The following is a 17,905-nucleotide window of genomic DNA, read 5'->3' on the forward strand; positions in this document are numbered from 1 at the left end:
GCATCTAATTTTAATAAAAGAGAACGTCTCAAATTAAATGAGATGTTCTCTTATGGTTATCAAAATAAATAAAACGATATCAATTTATCCTTACGCTATTTATGTCCGAAGTACGCTCCGTTGCCATAAGGCTTCTTCACCTGCCGCATTTTTACCCAGTCGCGTAACAGATCAAAGTAACCGGGCGACTGCCGTGCCAAAGGTTCCGGGCCTCCTGGCGTGTCTTCCATTTCAATAATGCCGTGGTCTGCATTGGGGAAGATGACCAGGTCGATGTTTTTCCGGGTGGTGATAGCTTTTTTCAAGACATCGATGGTGGCTTCATTAGGTGCTTCAGTATCTTTACCTGCAATCACCCATAACATAGGGATATGAACGCTGCGGAAAGCTGGGAGGGGATCATAGTCAAGGTTAATATCTAATGGAAATATTTGTTTGAGCGTATCCAATTGAGCACGGCTGGCATTGAGAATGGGGCCGGTATAATCTCCGGTTAAAGATTTAAACCAGGGCGCCTGGTTGTAACGCGCTTTGAGTGAATCAAGCCTTGCCAGGCCGCCATTGAATTGCTCACGTACCACCTGGTCGGTGGCGGCTACTACCTGCATGGCTTGTTCAATCGCTTCATTGTTGTAGCCTGCCAGTTGAAGGTCGTGTAGTATTTGCTGCCGGTTTTCTTCACGGGGAGGAATCAGCAGGCTGTAGCTGGCAATGAGAAAATCGACGGGTGTTTGACTGGCAGTTAACGGAACAATCCATCCGCCCTGGCTTTCTCCCATTAGCCCAAGGGGAACGCCCTTTATGGCAGGTTGTGCTCTTACTGCTTTTACCGCCGCTATCATATCCGTGGCGAGCAGTTCAAAGTTGGCGGTTTGCTTTCCGGTAGATCTGCCGGTACCTGGTTTGTCATATACAAATACGGCGATATCGTTCAGGGGTAACAGGTATTGCACGTAATTATTGTATACGGCCGACTCCTGTCCTGAGCCGTAATGAAGTATCACCACGGCCAGGGGCTTTTTATTTACCGGTAGGAATAATTCTCCGTACAGGCTGGCATCTTTGCCACTAAAACGAATTGGTATAACGGGAAAGTGTATACGTTTTCCTGAAAGGGTGTGGCCGTCTTGTTGGAAAGCCAGCGAGTCATGAGTACCGCCGCCAAAGTGGGCAAATATATTCGGGTTTTTAGCGTTGGCCCATCCGGGACCAGACTGATAACTGCTGTCGGCCTGGAGAAAGAGGCGACCGGAGGTGCCGTCCATGCGACGATAGCGGAGGTCGTCCCCATAGGAAGGGCTGATCACCAGCTTGCTGCCATCGCTGAGTGCATAAGCGCCGTTACGGTGGTTGGAAAAGTACTCGTAGTCCTGGGCAGTAGCGGTCTGGAAAATTTGCCCGGTAATAAGTACGGTTGTCAAAAGAGTTAGAAATGTTGTTTTCATATAGTCGTGACTGATAAATATTAAAGAGGAAGCTGGAAGATGGCAAACTTTCCATCCCGGTAATGAGCAGGTAACCCTGCCGGATCGGTAATGGCTGCCACACCAAGATAAGTAAAACCACAGCTTACATAATAGTTGTTCAGTTTATCATTGCCGGCGCCAGTGTCCAGGCGCAGATAATGCCGCTGATTTTCCCGGCCGTATTGCATGGCCCAGGCAACAATCTGTTTCACCAATCCACGACCTCTGTACTCCGGATGTGTAGCTATCCGGTGAAGATACAGGGAAGGCTCCTCGTCCTTGCTACCCCATATCAAAGGATCGTTGAAGGTAGTAACAAATACACCAACAATTTTTCCGTCGGCCACCAGTTTCCATTGCCGTTGTTCCGCGATTTCCTGCGCTACCAAGGATCGGTCAAATCCTTTCCAGTAAAGTTTTACACCTTGCTGCACCTGGTATTTGGTACCTTCGTCATAGAGGCAAAAGATAGCATCGATGTCTGTTGCCTGGCTGTTGATTATTTCCATGCTCAATTGTTTATGTAATTATCTCTCCAAAAATATCTACTTTGCATGAACTGTAACAGATACAGATTTTGGATATTTTAGTGTAACAGATGAAAGGCTTCCAATATATAGATATCGCAAACCGGATAGAGTCGATGATCAACAACGATACTTATCCGCTGGGAGAGAAACTGCCTTCGCTACGTGTCATCAGTGAACGCTTTGGCGTCAGCGTGGGTACATCGCTGAAAGCCTATGGTTTATTAATCGACAAGGGTTTGCTGGCAGCCCGGGAAAAATCGGGGTATACAGCCTTGCGCAAATCCATGGGGCATACCGCACAGCCCGTGGCCACTACCGCCACTCCGGCTATCCGGGAAATTAATGTAAGCCGTATTATCGGCAAGATGCCGGTAGATGCGGGTCCATATCCACCGGGCTTCATTTCTTTCTTTAATGCGTCGCTGGAAACGCACATGATCCCTTTTAACGCCGTGCGACGTAGCTTGCAGAAAGCATCTCGCGACCTCACCGGGGCTCACCTGCAATACGAATCTACCTTGGGAAACCAGCAACTGCGGGAACAAATCGCCAGGCTCTCTTTCTATTGGAACGGCAGCTTGTCGGCCAACGACATACTGGTGACTAATGGAACACTTGAAGCTCTTGGCTTTTGCCTGCGTGCGGTGACGCAGCCGGGAGATGCGGTGGTAGTGGAATCTCCCTGTTATTACGGGATATTGCAATGCCTTGAGCAACTGCAACTAAAAGTAATAGAGTTGTCCTGTGATCCTGAACAAGGCATCAATATTGGACAATTGGAAGAAATCATCGATTCCTTTGATATTGCCGCCTGCCTGTTTATCTCCAATTTCAACAATCCCAATGGGGTGCTGTTATCCGACGAAAAGAAAAAGTGGATCGCTGAAATGGCTGCCAAGCGTAAGCTTCCGGTGATTGAAGACGATGTATACGGAGAATTGTATTTTGGTCCAACAAGGCCCGCTACTATCAAAACCTACGATAAACACGGTTGGGTAATGCAGTGCTCTTCGTTTTCGAAAACAGTGGCTTGTGGTTACCGAATTGGCTGGTGTGCTCCGGGCAGGTTTCTCGAACAAGTATCACAGCTGAAAGCAACTACTAATGTGTCTACGGCCACCGTACTGCAACTATCGCTCGCCGACCTGCTTAATAGGGGCACTTATCAGCGTCACCTCCGGAAGCTGAGGCCTTTGTTGCATAAACAGGTGTTGTTAACGAGTCAGTATATCGAACAATATTTTCCTTCAGGAACAAAGATAAGTCAGCCGGATGGGGGGATGGTGCTTTGGGTAGAACTTCCCAAGCAGGTAGATGCCCTGAAACTGCAAAAGTTGGCGTTGGAACAGCATATTAATATCGCACCCGGGCCGCTTTTTTCCAGTACTGGTGGGTATAGAAATTATATCCGTATTAGCTGTAATAAGCAATGGGGCCGGCAGGTTGAACAGGCCATTCGTAAGCTGGGTAAACTGGCCGGGACCTTCTAAGCTTTTTGCTACCCGGATTATACTATCTTTGCCAATATCCCTTTATAGAAAAGTGAGCCTATGGAGATTGTCTGCACCCAAACAATGGGTAATCATTTGTTGTCTAACGCTATTTATCTTCTTATTCCTGCCGTTTTATGTAGTATGGGAGAAGCAGGTATTGTATTTGCTGTTCCTGCCCTGATCTGTGTAGTCATTTGGGGCCTTGGTAGCCGGTTGGTGACCACATTGCGCATCCGGGGAAATCAGTTAGAGGTGGACTATGTGAAAGTTTTTCGCCGGCGTACGGCTCGTTTTAATATAGCCGGTACCGTACTGGAGATAAGAAGATACACGGAATTACGTAATCGTTCAAGATGGCCGACAGGGCCCATTTACGAATACGATTGGCTGCATATTATAGAAGGTGGTAAGGGTAAATTGCATGTAGATGGCCGAAAGGGATTCTCCACAGCACAATTTATGACTTTGCTGCAGGCTTTTGCCGATGCGAAGGCCCGGTTGTAGTTTCGATTATCAAATTAACCAGCTGCCACCAGGCCGTCCTGAAAAATGGACCAGCGGGTAATATTGTGTTTACCAGCCCGAAAATCAAACATTCCGCGCATACTGCATCCTGATAAGTGAGAAATTGAGCGTAGCGTGTTTCACCGCATTCGCCAATCCCGTAATGGAAGGCATGAAGCGCAATTCTACATTACGTTTTAGCATTTCGTCCATCACGTTGTAAATAGGTCTTACTCCCAACGGGGTGACTGGTTGCCGGGCAATATAATATCCGGCACATTTATCAAACAACACGAAATCATTTCCGGGAAATTCGTAGCAATAGATGATTGCCTGTTGAATACGTTTCAGCCACGCAGATTCTACGGCCACTACATAGGTAGCGGTGCTGTTGCCAAAAAAATGTGCCTGATCGGCTGCAGATGTCTGTGCGCCACAATAGAAGGTAACGCGTGGGCAATCACGGGGTAAGAGGTAGTTATGCAGCAGGTTTCCTGAGATAGCAAACACTACATCCGGCAGCATCCTATGTTGGTAGGCCATTGCCGGCCGTGGTTCAAAAACCTTGATCTTAGGATCATCAGAGATATGGTAAAGTTTTTCCATAGTAAAAATGAGGAGGAAATTTCCTGATTTACGAATCTGACCCGGAAGTCCGGAAAGAAATCCGTAAATCAGGAAATTGAAAATTTATTTAATCAACCACATTTTGGCATTCACATCATCGTTGCCGTTGTATTGGTTGCTGATGGCTGCTTTGTAGTTGTTGTTATTGTAAGTGATCTCGTCTTGTGGGTATTCCCAACGCAACGGGATCATATTATTGGCGGTGCCGATACCTGCGCCACCCTGGCTGAACACAGGAATACCTGTTCTGCGCCAGTTGTAGTATGCTTCAAAACCGGAGTTCATGAAGAAGGCTACATATTTCTGCGTCAATATTTGCGTGAGGCCATTGGCAGGGTTATAAGCTACATTGGGATCTGCCAGGAAAGTATTGATATCCACTACAGCAGTGCCCTGGTTGGGTTTGGTGCCATCTGCGTTGCCAACAGTTAGGCTTTGTCCCTGCGACAGGCCATACCATTTCAAAGAAGCATTTATACCTTTCAGGTACCAGGCCGCCGCATCTGCTGATACCCAGCCGCGGTAAGCTGCTTCGGCGATATTGAAACATAGTTCAGGATAGCCAAGTACCACATAAGGTTCCGCATTTGCGCCTGACGCCGACGACATATAACGGTTATAGCTCAACGAAGAATATTTACCATCTGCAGAGAAGCTGGACATAAGGCCCTGCGATTTTCCATTATCTTCTCCTACATATGCGGTAAAGTCGCCCACCTGTTTACCACCGGCCAGCTGCGCGGGTGCTGGTACTGTGAGTGCAAATACACGGGGATCTTTATACGTAGCAGTGACGTTAAAGAAGGTCTGGCTGATATTGGCACAGTTGTTATAAGGCGCATTACCGGAGCGGTTCGGCGGATACAGCGTAACACTGGTATAACGGTATACCATGTTATCGTCGCTGGAAGTCATCAGAGGGTATTTATCGGCATTGTTCAGGATGTCAGCAAACTGTGATTTGATATTCAGGTCAGCATTATCATCTGCTCGTTTGCTGAGGCTGATCAATACACGGAGGCGATAGGTATTAATCACTTTGCGCCATTGCAGGTAGGTAAGGCCGAAGATATCGCCGTTTGCATCCACTTTACCGGACGCAATGGCCGGAGTACTCATGAGGGTGCCGAACATGGTGTTGGCACTGTCGAGCATGGCGAGGCAATTCTTGTATACATCATGCTGTTTGTCGTACGTTGGAGTGAGGTTATTGACATCGCCGGCCTGCGACATCGGGATGTCGCCTACGCGCTGCGACAGCCAGATATATGCATAGGCTTTGAAGAACTTGCTCAATGCAAAGTAAACATTGGAGGTGTTCCCGTATTGCTTTTTAGCCTGTGATTCCAGCTGGTTGCAATAGCGGATCATATCATACGTATGGTTGGTATTGGACCAGTTATACGCATTGCTGCCGAAATAATAAGAATAGTTGGAAACAATATTCTGATTATAACGGTAAACGGTAGTGATGACAGGTTCTTCTTCCCGCATCAGGTTGGCAGTGAGGTGGTTCAGTATCAGGGATACCGGCACTGTGGAGTTTTCAGCAGCTACGTTGGGATTGGAGAGCAGGTCTCCTTTCTGACAACCGCTGATGGCCGATACTATTGCCAGCATTACGATCGTGATATATTTGAATGACATCTTCATATGGATGATTTATAAGAATTAGAAACTGACATTGATGTTAAAGCCATATCTCCTGGCTGTCATGCTCTGGAGGACACCACCGTTGTTGAGGGAGCGGTCTGTGTCATTATAACCGGAAGCAAATTGGTCGAGGTCGATGTCTTTACGTTTGGCCCAATACAGGAGGTTACGACCAACAAGCGAGAAAGTGGCTGACCTGATGAAACGGTTGCCGGACAGCAATCTGGCAGGCAGGCTGTAACCAATGGTCACTTCGCGGAGTTTTGCAAACGAGCGGTCTACCATCCAATTTTCGTTGACACCACCGATACCGGAGGAAACGAAGTTTTGTACAGTGGTGGCCACGTCGTTCTTCGCGAAAGTCAGGTCTTTGAAGTTGGTGATCTGGCCATCTTTATAAACAGGCGTACCGGAAACAATCTTCATACCGTCTGCAACATAATGACCGGTAGGCGCTTGTGTGCCACCGTTGGTGGATTGCCAGTCGGCCAAACGGGCAACGCCAAAGTCGCCGCTGGCGCTGGCGAGCGCGGTACCGCCGTTCATGCCATCGTGGTATACTTCGTCATAGATCTTACCGCCGATGCGACCATCTACCTGGAAGCTGAACGTAAAATTCTTATACGAGAAGCGGTTAGTAAAACCGAAAGTGAAGTCGGGGTTAGCATGTCCGAGGAACACGTTGTTACCGATATCGGAAGGCGCCCGCAGCGGAAGGCCGCCGCTGTAGATGATATTACCTCCCTGGTCGCGTACGAAACCTGGTGCATAGATGGCATCCATCCTTTCTCCTTTGCGGTAAGTATGGTTATTGAGTGTAACACCCTGTTCATCGCCATAAATCTTGTCCAGTGTTTCCTTGTAGGTTGCATAGTTGATACCCAGGTCCCAGTTCAATCCACCAGGGTTCTTCAGTGGTGAAGCAGTGAGCGTGATCTCATAACCTTTTTTACGGGTAGTGATGGCATTTACGTTATGCTTTTCGTAACTGGAAGAAGGTGCTACGCCCAGTGGGAAGATCTGCGGGCCGTTCAGGCTGGTGAAATAGGTGAAGTCTACTCCCAGCCTGTTATTGAACAGACGTAAGTCGGCGCCCGCTTCGTAGGAAGTTACGCTGAATGGCTTCAGGGTAGCATTCGCTATCACGCTGGAGAAATCTACAGAAGGCGTGTTGTTGTAATAGCTGTTATAGCTGTAAGCCATTTGGTTAGCGTAAGTAGGGCCATCATACGAAGTATATAGATCGGTACCATAACCCAACAGGCTGTTGGTGCTCTTGCCTGTCACCTGTGTATAGGCGGAAGGCAGGGTAGGAGATGTAAGGGCTCCTTTCACGTTAGCATAAGAGCCACGTACTTTCAATAACGAGATAAATTTCGGCAGATTGGCGTAGTCACTGATCACAGAGCTTAGTGATACTGACGGATAATAGAAAGTATTGTAGCCATCGGCCAGGGTAGACAAGTGATCAACGCGGCCGGTGTGGGATAATGTCAGGAACTTATCGTATGTGAAGTCGACAGAATAAAAACCGCTATACACCTGCATTTTGGAACCCCAGGTGAAAGAGGAGAAAGCTTCTTTGGAGTTCGTGAGTGCATACACGTTAGGGAGGGCCATCGCTTTGGTGGTACCCCACAGGGAGTTATAGCTGAAAGAGCGCATGCTGGTACCAGCCAGTCCGGAGATATTGAACTTACTAACCTTTTTGTTATAATTCAAAACCAGGTCAGTATTGTTTTCAAAGAGGTTTCTGCGATCTTCGCGGTAATCACCATACCAGCCAAAATAATACCATGGCGTATAGGTGTTGAGGTTAGTTCCTGCCGGCACCTGTTCCGTCCTTACCTGGTTCCAGGTAGTGATCTGGGTACGTAGGTTCAGGTCGAACGCATCATTGAATTTATAGCTCGCTTTGATATAACCATTAATATCGGTTTTATCGTGGGAGCGGAGCCATTTTTTGGCAATGAACCAGGCACTGTTTTCACGGCCATACTCCTGCGCATAGGGAACCAGGTTCGGTACGCCCTGTGGTCCTTTATAGATATCTTTCAGGTCGTCGATATTATAATCTGCGGAACCATACACCTGGAACATATAGATATAGGAATTAGGACCGTAGTTCACATCAGGGATGTTGGGAGAATATTGTTTATTGATATTGGCGCTGGCTTCTATCTTCAGTTTATCAGTGATTTTGTAACCTGCGTTGAGCGACAGTGCATAGGTATGCAGCTTGGTGTTGGGGTTCATTCCTTTCTGGTTCATATTGGATACGGATATCCGGATATCTGAACGATCAGTAGTGGTTGCCAGGGAGATATTGTTGGTATTGATTACCCCTGTTTCCATGAAGTGCTGGAAATTGTCTTTGCCACGGGCGGTCCAGGGGGTGGCAGTTCTGATGCGGGTGGTAGGGTCCCAGGGGCTGTCGTATTGCTTTACAAGTTGGCCTTCGAAGCGGGGGCCCCATTCGGGAAGACGCTGGCTGTTATCATAGAGTTGATCACCGTAGGAATATTTGAAATTGGTACCACGGCCATATTCTGTCTGGATTTCGGGGAGGGCAAGGAATCCTTTTTCAAACATGGTACTGCTGTTTACGTCTACCTGCCATCCATTCGATGATTTAGTGCCGCGTTTTGTGGTGATCACGATGGCGCCGTTTATACCCCTGAAACCATAGAGGGCAGCTGCGTTAGCTCCTTTCAATATAGAATAGGACTCAATATCATCCGCGTTGATATTCCAGGTATCAGAATTGACAGGAACACCATCCACTACAAAGAGCAGGTCCTTACTACCACGCAGCACGAGGTCTGGGCGACCCAGCATTTCAGGGTTGGCGCCTACGGAGAGGCCCGCTACTTTACCGGCGAGTGAGTTGATGGGATTGGCATCACGGGCCTTTACGAGGTCGGCGCCTTTCACTTCCTGTACAGCATAACCAAGACGTTTCGCCTCTTTACGTATACCCATTGCTGTTACCACCACCTCGTCGAGGCGTTTGCGGTCTTCCTGTAAAACAATATTGAAATTACTGTTGGAAGCAGTAGCCACTTCCTGTGATGAATAGCCTACATAAGAAAAGACCAGGATCGCATCGGGGCCACTGGATTTGATGGTAAATTCGCCCATGGAATTGGTGAAGGCGCCACCTGGCTTACCTTTCTCCCGTACACTGGCGCCCGGGATGCCGGCGCCATCTGTCGCAGTCACCTTCCCTTTGATCACCCTTTCCTGTGCGATGGCATTGCCTGTAGTAAGCAAAAGGGCCAGCCAGAGGGAGAGAAATGTACTGAGTAGCGTAAATAATCTCATTTTCTTTTCATTTTTGGTTTTGGTAATAAATAGGTACCAACGCAAAAATGGAAAGGCTACTCAACTAGTACGACAACGCCAGACGGGCAGGTCAGAAAAGTGTACGAACCATGTGGGAAATACATGTATATTGGCTACCATGGCTGGTATTGCTAATGTTACGTAATTCTTACTGAATTGTTACCGGAATGTTTTGCTGGATATTTTTCCGGTAAACAGATGGGGTAGCCCCGGTAATTTTCTTGAAATAACTGTTGAAAGATGATTTCGAATTAAAGCCACAATCATAAGCAAGGGAGGAGAGGTTGATATCAAATGAAGGGTCTTTCAGTTTATCTATGGCCACCCCAATCCGGTACTCATTGACAAAAGTGTAGAAGTTCTTGTTCAGGCGCTCATTTAACAACTGTGTAATATGGTGTTTGGGTATCTGTACACGCTGGGACAGCTCCTCCAGCGATAGTTCCGGATCAAGGTATATCTTGCTTTGTTGCATGAATTGCGCAAGGGTATGTTCATAGCCGGTTATCATCTCTTCATCCAGTCCTGATTTCTTATACTGCTGCAAGGGCGCAGGCTCCGGGACCATACTTGCTACTGGCGGCAGTACCGATACTGATTCTATCTTATAACGAAGTATCATCACGACCAGCCATGCAAAGCAGAGGTAGGGCAGTATCCAAACATTGAGATCCCACCGCCCGGTGCGGATGCCATAAATTACCATACCCGCTAATGCCATCGATACACCTGTCAGTATTGTGCGTATGATCGTTGCCAGCAGTCTGCGTTTAGGATCAGCAGGCGCTTTACTACCTGTTTGCAATAACCGCCAGGCCAGCACCGGGTAAATGAGCAGGGAGGCGAAAGCACCTACTTCATAGATGTTGGCGTATAGGTGCATGAATTGCGGGGAGATCGCTCCCTCCAGGTACTCCACACTGTTAACCAGGAATACTGACACCCCAAAACAAAGCGGCGCCATATGTAACAGCATCATACGGAAACTCACCTTCCGTTCCAGGTAAAACAAGGTGGTCAGGTATAATAATGGCCCATAGGCAAAGCCAAAACCACTGGGGCTGTTATTATATAAGAAAGCACTCTTCCATACCACCAGTAGAGATAATTTAATACCCAGGTGAAACAGCAGCATAGTGAGAAACGCATTCAGTGCTTTCTCAAAACGGTCTTTCGGCCGTAATAGATTAAACAAATAAATGGCGACACAGGTTAACAGGTTGATGCCCGACAATAGTATAATGCTCATCATATCCATGGTGGTTAATAGCACTAATTTAGGAGGCCAATGTTAGCAGGATGTTAAGAGGATATTTTTAGCGATTTTATCGTCAACCTGGTCTACTATAACTACCGGCGGAAAAGACGGGGATTCAATCGGAGCTGCTTCTTACCTTTATATTAGCGTAGATCATGGGGTTTTAAATAGCATACTAATAATAATTTTTCCGCGCTCGTTTATCAACGCTTTGAAATCTTTCTCAGATGCCTGGAATAATTTTTTGTAAAGGGGAGCCATGATTAATGGATAGGATAAAAGAGAAAATAAGTTCATCAGAAAATGAACTGGATTCATTTTCTCAATAGTTCCTTTCTCCATTTCGTCCGCAGCTTCCTTTAAATAAGACTTTACAGGGTTTGATTGAATGTTGGTGATCAGTTGCTTGCCTAAAGTGTTGATCTCCGTCACTAAAAATGTTTCCTGGTAAGGAAATGCAGTCATATGCCGGAGAAAAACGACAATAATATTTTCCGTCTTGGCTTTAAAAGGTTGGTTAGCCGTCATGCATTCGTTGAGGCGTTGACTCAAATCCTGCATAGCATCCTGGAATATGGCAGCAATCAGCAGATCCCTCGACCGGAAATAGTAATGTAGTGCGGTTCGATTAACGCCAGCAGCATCGGCTATTTCCTGCGTGGTGGCATGAAGTTTTCCTTCTGCGAAAAGCAAACGTTTAGCAGTGTCTTTTATATGCTGCTCAGTCCCCGTATTTTTTAATGGCATATTTTTAAGTTAAACTGATGCTATAGTGAATTCCAATTTCCCTGATAAAATAATCGTCGTGCGAAATTACTAAAAGTGTGCCTTCGAAATTTTTTACTGCCAAAGTGAGCACTTCCAAACTCTGGATGTCAAGATTATTGGTCGGTTCATCAAGGATGAGTAAATCCGGCGCCTGATTGCTTACCAACAAACAAGTCAGCGATAATTTCATTCTCTCTCCACCGCTTAAACGGGCACATTTTTTATCAAAAGCAGTGGGGGGGAACTGGGCGTAAACTAATAATTCTTTTAATTCATCTTCGTCTAACCTGCGTTTATTGTGGGCTTGTATTTGTTCATAAACACTTAGTTTCGGATCTATCATCGAGTAGTCCTGGTCCAGGTAAAAATAAGAGAACGGGGAGCTGTTGTAGCTGCCTTTAAAAGGTGTCAGCGTTCGTGTAATAATTTTCAACAAAGTGGTTTTCCCGCTTCCATTCTCGCCTTCGATCTGTACCCGCTCGCCGGATTTAACCTGGAAGCTGAGATTATTCCATAAAAGTTGATCACTATACTTAAAGTTAATATCTGCAAGATCAATCAGCAATTGCCCGGGATGTACCGGCGGCGACGGGATATCGATTTTAAGAATTTCATATTCCTGGATTTGTGCTTTGGTGGCTTCGATATTGCGTAGCAACAGGGCGATTTTTTCTTCATGTGCATTTATCATTCTCGCTGTGCTGCGCTCCGCTTTGTTTTTTAAACCGCCGGCAATAATGCGGGGTATTGAATTGCTCAACCCTGCCGACCTGCCTTTGGCCTCCTGTTGCACCCTTTGGCTGGCCATATCGTTGGCTTTTTTACCGGACGCTTTCAATGCTTTGGATTGTTCGTTCAGCCGGGCGCGCAGGGCATTTACTTTTTCCATTTTTTTCTGCTGATAAAATTCAAAATTTCCACCAAATACTTCAATACCCTTTTCATTCAGCTCTAGCGTTTTGTTCATGAGATTCAATAGTGTCCTGTCGTGGCTTACGATCAGCATGGTCGATTTGCTTTGAAGGATCAGGGTGTAAAGTTTCATCCTGGTTTTAATGTCCAGGTGATTGGAGGGTTCATCTAACAAAATAAGATTCGGACTATTCATATCCATGGCAGACAGGAAAACTTTGGTCTTCTGGCCACCGCTAAGGCTGCCCAATAGCCGGTTTTCATCGATGTTGCCAAGTCCCCATTTTTCAAGGGACCTTCTAACTTTATTTTCAATATCCCAGTCTTCATCCAGCTGCGTAAAATGCTGTGCATCCGTATCTCCATCTAAAATAGCATGGAGTGCATTCAATTTCTTATCTGCTTCCAATGCCCGGGCAACAGACCAGGTGTCAAACTCTCCCAAATGTTGTGGTACATACCAAGGTGTTTCCGAATGGATAATTTCTCCCGATGTTAATGCAAGTTTTCCGGAGGCGATGCGAAGCAGGGTTGATTTACCTGCGCCATTTACTCCTACTAATGCTGCTTTTTCACCATCGTTTAAAATAAAGTTCAGGTCATAGAATAGCTCCTCATTGTCTGGATGAACATAATTCAATGATTTTATGATTAAGCCCACAGCGTTTTAGATTTTAAATATTAATACTTCATGCCAGGACGGCAAATATGGGATTAAATATTCATTTTTGTTAGACAAAAATGTTAAAATAAAAAAATGGCTGATGAAAAACGCTTGTCCATGCGCATTTTCATTTACTTATATATTTTATTTTTAATAAAATATATATATAGGTAGTCGCACATTGGTTTATCCGGGGAATTGATTCATGATAGCGACTACTCGTTGAATGTCAGCTTCGGTATGAATAACAGAGCAGGGGAGACTTAAGGTTTGTTGGTGGATCAGGGTTGAAATGGGATAATGGTAATGATGCAGGTATCCTTTTAACGCTTGCTGATCATGTGGTGCTACCGGGTAATGAATATCGGTGGTAATATGATGCTCAGCCAGGTATTGTTTTAGTTCATCCCTTTTGGTGTGTAGTACGTTGTAGATATGAAAAACGTGAAAGTAGTCGGTGTGGATGACCGGTTTTACAAACTGATCATTTAAACCCGCGTCATAGATGGCTGCCAGCTTTCTTTTGTGTGCATTGATACGATCGAGTGCGGGCAGTTTAATTCTCAGGAAGGCTGCCTGCAGCTCATCCAGGCGGGAGTTATATCCAACAATCCCGTTATGATACTTTTTTTCGGAACCATAATTCCTGAGTTGCCTGAGTTTAAGATAGTCCTCCCTGGTTTTACAAATAATGGCCCCGGCATCGCCCAGTGCACCGAGGTTTTTGGTGGGATAGAAACTAAAAGCACTAAAGTCGCCGAAAGTGCCGGCCAGTTGTTGTTTATAACGGGCTCCATGTGCCTGGGCACAGTCTTCAATTATTTTGAGACCATGTTGCCTGGCTATATCCATCACCGGCTCCATCTCGCAGCATTGTCCATATAAATGTACGACGATGATCGCCACCGTTTTGGATGTAATCAATGGTGTAATAGCAGCAGGGTCTATATTATAGGTACGCATAACTGGTTCTGCCAATACTGGTACCAGTCCGCAATGAATAATAGAGAGAATGGTGGCAATGTAAGTATTGGAAGGTACAATTACTTCGCTGCCTTTTTCGAAGCCACAGCACTGTAAAGAAAGGATCAGGGCATCGAGTCCGTTGGCGACCCCTACTACGTATTCTTCTCCATGATAGTTGGCAAATTCCTTTTCAAAGCTGGCTACTTCTTCGCCCAATATATACCAGCCTTTATCCAGGAAATGTGAGAGCTGCTGCTTGAATTGCGCTTCAAAGGGATGATTGAGTTTATTTAGATTTTCGTATGGAATCATATGATTCATAGTAATATTCTTTGGAGTAGCCTACGGTTCAGGTAGCGTCGTATGGCTCGTAAATATAGTCTTTTGGATCAAAAGAGGTGGATGCCAGTACCAGCAGGATAGCGTCGGGCGAAAAACTATGCATTACATGCCAGTCTTCCGGCATTAACAGCAGGCATTTATCGGGACTGTCCAGCACAAACTCCTCTTTAACCTTACTGTTATGATTACTGATTCGGCAGGAACCCTGGATACAGATAGCTGCCTGTTCGGTGGTATGGTGCCGGTGGCCTCCCCTGGAAGAGTTATCTACGGCGTAAATGTAGAATAGCCTTTTAATTTCAAACGGAACCATATCATCCAATACGGTCAATGATCCTCTATCGTCCTTAAATGTTTTTATATGAATTAATTTTGCCATCAGTCGGTATATGTTCATCAATGATATCAAGAATCTCTGGACTATTCGTCATATTGAATTTTCGTGCAAAAAGCATATTGGATTGCAGTAATCGTGCCGCATCATCGGCATCGAGCAATTTTGGACTTGCCCCGCCGCGTGACCAGTCAATATAACGATAACTGTTGTTGATAATTTTATCCCGGTAGGGTGAGTTCATCAATATTGTTTGAAAAACGACTTCATCACTTGCCCAACTGAAGAAAAAGAAGCGCTGGAGTTTTTTATCCCCCGTAACTTTGTTGACCACGTACAAAGCGGCATCCGGGCTTAACATCCAGAACATAGACCCTCCATAAGGATGCAGTCCGTAGGGGATCTTCCTTTTTGGAAGTAGTTTGTTGAGCAGCCTTTCCAGCCGGTATTTCCCCTTAAAGTTAAATCCCGTCAGGTAATAATTCTCCAGTCTGATCAATCCTTCTGTCCAGTCGTTTTCAAAATCCCGGTAGCTCAAAAATTCATTCCCTTTGTGAGCTTCCAGGAAGTCGTTGATATAGGCAGCCGATTTAATGGGGTAGTCCTGCCCGCTCAGAAAATTGATGAAATCGTAGCGGATCCCGGAAGCAGCAATCTCCCGGATACAGGAGAAAGTGGTCAACACAGTACTGAACGCAGCCCAGGTAACCTTTTGCCGGTTTTGTATAAAATATACATTAGGCAATGCTCCCAAATATAAATGTGGCTGGATATCAAACTTTTTATCTACATGGATATAGAAATCAAAATTGTTGTGGGATAATCTTTTGATCATCCGTTCTGTTTGATGGGGATCTGTATAGGTAAGTATTAAGTGGGCGATGCGCATACTTTCCCGGCAACGTTATTTAAATGTATAAAAATGATGGGTGCTGCTTTCCTGGTTCTCAAAAGTATTTTCCGTACCCATCTGCCAATAACCCGGCTTAAATATAAGTATTTAAATTTACAATATACCGCAGTAAATAGTTGTAATAATGCTAATACTCAAATCATTGTGCCCTGGTAATATAATAATCCGGTGTGGCAACCTATCTGTTGCCTCCGTTATAAAGCCCGGAAAAACGGGAACAGATCAGGGAATTTAAAAGGGATCGGAATACAGATATAATGAGCGCCCAACGGAATTATTATAAGGATTAAAAGACTCAAACTGATATAACTAAAAAGGGCATCTTTTTACATAGATAAATATATGTAATATAAATACGCGCATCCGGGATTGCAGGGCAGAAAGAGAGTGCCGGACACCCGGCTATAATTTAAAGTCGTAGTGGTTATATCCTTATATCATTTATATTTACCGGCGAAAGGATTACAATAAATATAAAGATTCCAATGCCATTTAGTATTCAGGGGTAATATGAGCAATACAAGTCTTAATCAAATCCGGCTGGAGTATTTATTTAACAAGTATTATGAAGTATTGTGTCAGTTTGCTTATAGTATTGTCAAAAACAATGACGCAGCAAAGGATATCGTGCAGGATTTTTTTGTGAAATACTGGGAGAAATATTTACACCAGGGCCAACCTGATAATTTTGAATCTTATGCCTATGTTTCCATTAAAAACAGGAGTCTCAATTATCTTGAAAGTGAACAGGTAAAGGTACGCCATCAACCAGGAATTGAAAGAATGCTGTATAGCGAGGAGGCACTACAGCCGGGTAATATGGAAAATGAGCATAACAGGGTAAGACTTTTAAAAGCCATCAGCGAATTACCGGATCAACGACGGAAGGTTTTTACGATGAGTGCTATAGATGGGTTAAAGTACCTTGAAATAGCCGCACAAATGAATATTTCTATCAACACGGTAAAAACGCATATCAGGAAAGCCTACCTGTTCCTGAGGCAGCACCGGGAAACTACCTCCATTCTTATTTTAGCTACTTCTTGCCTGGGGAGTCACTCTTTTTTTCTTTTCAACTGTCATAATACTATATAATGGGGAAGCATAGACATCATACAGAGATAGATTGGGAGAAGATCCATCATTTGCTGAATGAGCAAAACGGGCTACCTGTATCTGCCGGGCAAATGACGGATGAAGAACTGGAGCTTTTTAAAGAAATAGTGGCTATTCGTAGCCAGGCAGGTGAATTGAAGGGATGGGAGGGCGTAAATACTGCTGAAGGCCTAAAGCAACTCAAAGCCAGGTTATCATTGCCGGATACCGCTTCTCCAGTGGTTCCCCTGTGGCGCAAAGTAATCCGCTATGCGGCCATTATTTTTATACCACTTGCCATGGCGACTGCTGCCTGGTTGTTTTTTCAACAAAAAAATACACCGGGCAACGAACTTAACTATATCACCCTGGAAACCCCACAGAACAATACGGAACCCGTTTTATTGCCTGATGGCAGCAAAATATGGATGAATGTGGGGGCACGGTTACATTATCCTGCGGCTTTTACCGGTAAGGAAAGGATAGTGGAAATGAGTGGAGAAGCCTATTTCGAAATTGCTGCCAATACACAACAACCTTTTATTGTTAAGGTGAATAACCAGGTGGTGCAGGTGCTGGGAACTTCATTCAATATCAATGCCTATGGAAAGCAGGTGGTCACAACGCTGACACAAGGTAAAATAGCTGTTGGGATAATCAATCAATCCGCCACCATGCAATACCTGCTGCCTGGACAGCAGGCCGTGTATGATACACTCGCCGGTACTATACAGGTAACTCCTGGTAATGCAGGGAATGCCCTGGCCTGGAAATCAGGACAAATAGCATTTACCGATATTGCGTTTGATGATTTAATGAAACAGCTGGGGTTGCGTTATGGATACCATGTTGTTTTTACAAATCAACAATTCAATCATCTTCACTATAATGTGCCACTAATGCCAAAGCCGGCAAGTATTTTCCCATTATTGGAGCTGATTAACGCCACAACTCCCAATCATGTTAATTTTAACGTGGATACTTTACACCATCGTATTGAAATAAAATAATTATTCTCTATCTTTCAGAACAGGA

At 45.1% G+C, this 17,905-nt stretch carries 15 protein-coding genes; 4 read left to right on the forward strand and 11 right to left on the reverse strand.

Going from position 1 to position 17,905, the window contains the following annotated elements:
- Positions 1-95: 95 nt before the first annotated feature.
- Both AC5ZC7_RS10720 and AC5ZC7_RS10725 read right to left on the reverse strand, forming a co-directional pair.
- Positions 96-1,421: an alpha/beta fold hydrolase gene (locus AC5ZC7_RS10720; protein ID WP_496159301.1), complete on the reverse strand. Its 1,326-nt coding sequence runs from the start codon at positions 1,419-1,421 to the stop codon at positions 96-98.
- Between the two features lie 44 nt (positions 1,422-1,465).
- Positions 1,466-1,975, reverse strand: a complete 510-nt coding sequence (locus AC5ZC7_RS10725; RefSeq protein ID WP_496159300.1) for a GNAT family N-acetyltransferase — start codon at positions 1,973-1,975, stop codon at positions 1,466-1,468.
- A gap of 89 nt (positions 1,976-2,064) precedes the next feature.
- Here AC5ZC7_RS10725 and AC5ZC7_RS10730 point away from each other — a divergent pair, with 89 nt between their 5' ends.
- Complete coding sequence (locus tag AC5ZC7_RS10730; RefSeq protein WP_496159299.1) at positions 2,065-3,486, forward strand: aminotransferase class I/II-fold pyridoxal phosphate-dependent enzyme; 1,422 nt, start codon at positions 2,065-2,067, stop codon at positions 3,484-3,486.
- A gap of 60 nt (positions 3,487-3,546) precedes the next feature.
- The gene (locus tag AC5ZC7_RS10735; protein WP_496159298.1) at positions 3,547-3,993 is read left to right on the forward strand and encodes a hypothetical protein; all 447 of its coding nucleotides are present in this window, start codon (positions 3,547-3,549) and stop codon (positions 3,991-3,993) included.
- An 84-nt stretch (positions 3,994-4,077) separates the two neighbouring features.
- Here the strand turns inward: AC5ZC7_RS10735 and AC5ZC7_RS10740 are convergent, their stop codons facing one another.
- The 9 genes from AC5ZC7_RS10740 to AC5ZC7_RS10780 all read right to left on the reverse strand — a co-directional run bounded on the left by AC5ZC7_RS10740 (position 4,078) and on the right by AC5ZC7_RS10780 (position 15,697).
- Positions 4,078-4,599: a DUF6886 family protein gene (locus AC5ZC7_RS10740; RefSeq protein WP_496159297.1), complete on the reverse strand. Its 522-nt coding sequence runs from the start codon at positions 4,597-4,599 to the stop codon at positions 4,078-4,080.
- 84 nt (positions 4,600-4,683) lie between these two features.
- The gene (locus tag AC5ZC7_RS10745) at positions 4,684-6,273 is read right to left on the reverse strand and encodes a SusD/RagB family nutrient-binding outer membrane lipoprotein (protein ID WP_496159296.1); all 1,590 of its coding nucleotides are present in this window, start codon (positions 6,271-6,273) and stop codon (positions 4,684-4,686) included.
- A gap of 18 nt (positions 6,274-6,291) precedes the next feature.
- A complete protein-coding gene (locus tag AC5ZC7_RS10750; RefSeq protein WP_496159295.1) occupies positions 6,292-9,597 on the reverse strand; it encodes a SusC/RagA family TonB-linked outer membrane protein in 3,306 nt (1,101 codons plus the stop codon).
- A gap of 169 nt (positions 9,598-9,766) precedes the next feature.
- A complete protein-coding gene (locus tag AC5ZC7_RS10755) occupies positions 9,767-10,870 on the reverse strand; it encodes a helix-turn-helix domain-containing protein (RefSeq protein WP_496159294.1) in 1,104 nt (367 codons plus the stop codon).
- A 159-nt stretch (positions 10,871-11,029) separates the two neighbouring features.
- A complete protein-coding gene (locus tag AC5ZC7_RS10760) occupies positions 11,030-11,623 on the reverse strand; it encodes a TetR family transcriptional regulator (RefSeq protein ID WP_496159293.1) in 594 nt (197 codons plus the stop codon).
- Between the two features lie 4 nt (positions 11,624-11,627).
- Entirely contained in the window at positions 11,628-13,217 is a 1,590-nt protein-coding gene (locus AC5ZC7_RS10765) for an ATP-binding cassette domain-containing protein (protein ID WP_496159292.1), read from the reverse strand.
- A 189-nt stretch (positions 13,218-13,406) separates the two neighbouring features.
- Positions 13,407-14,507 (reverse strand): DegT/DnrJ/EryC1/StrS family aminotransferase, encoded by a 1,101-nt coding sequence (locus AC5ZC7_RS10770; RefSeq protein WP_496159291.1) that lies wholly within the window; start codon positions 14,505-14,507, stop codon positions 13,407-13,409.
- A gap of 28 nt (positions 14,508-14,535) precedes the next feature.
- The gene (locus AC5ZC7_RS10775; RefSeq protein WP_496159290.1) at positions 14,536-14,907 is read right to left on the reverse strand and encodes a WxcM-like domain-containing protein; all 372 of its coding nucleotides are present in this window, start codon (positions 14,905-14,907) and stop codon (positions 14,536-14,538) included.
- Entirely contained in the window at positions 14,876-15,697 is an 822-nt protein-coding gene (locus tag AC5ZC7_RS10780) for a beta-1,6-N-acetylglucosaminyltransferase (protein ID WP_511911496.1), read from the reverse strand. Before AC5ZC7_RS10780 ends, AC5ZC7_RS10775 begins: the two co-directional genes overlap by 32 nt.
- Before the next feature lie 588 nt (positions 15,698-16,285).
- Between AC5ZC7_RS10780 and AC5ZC7_RS10785 the strand changes: the two genes are divergently transcribed.
- Positions 16,286-16,870 (forward strand): RNA polymerase sigma-70 factor, encoded by a 585-nt coding sequence (locus AC5ZC7_RS10785; protein WP_496159288.1) that lies wholly within the window; start codon positions 16,286-16,288, stop codon positions 16,868-16,870.
- On the forward strand, positions 16,870-17,880 hold the full coding sequence (locus AC5ZC7_RS10790) for a FecR domain-containing protein (RefSeq protein ID WP_496159287.1): 1,011 nt from the start codon (positions 16,870-16,872) through the stop codon (positions 17,878-17,880). The genes AC5ZC7_RS10785 and AC5ZC7_RS10790 overlap by 1 nt, the downstream gene beginning before the upstream one ends.
- Positions 17,881-17,905 lie beyond the last annotated feature (25 nt).

The sequence above is a fragment of the Chitinophaga sp. 9-1-y genome (assembly GCF_059511905.2).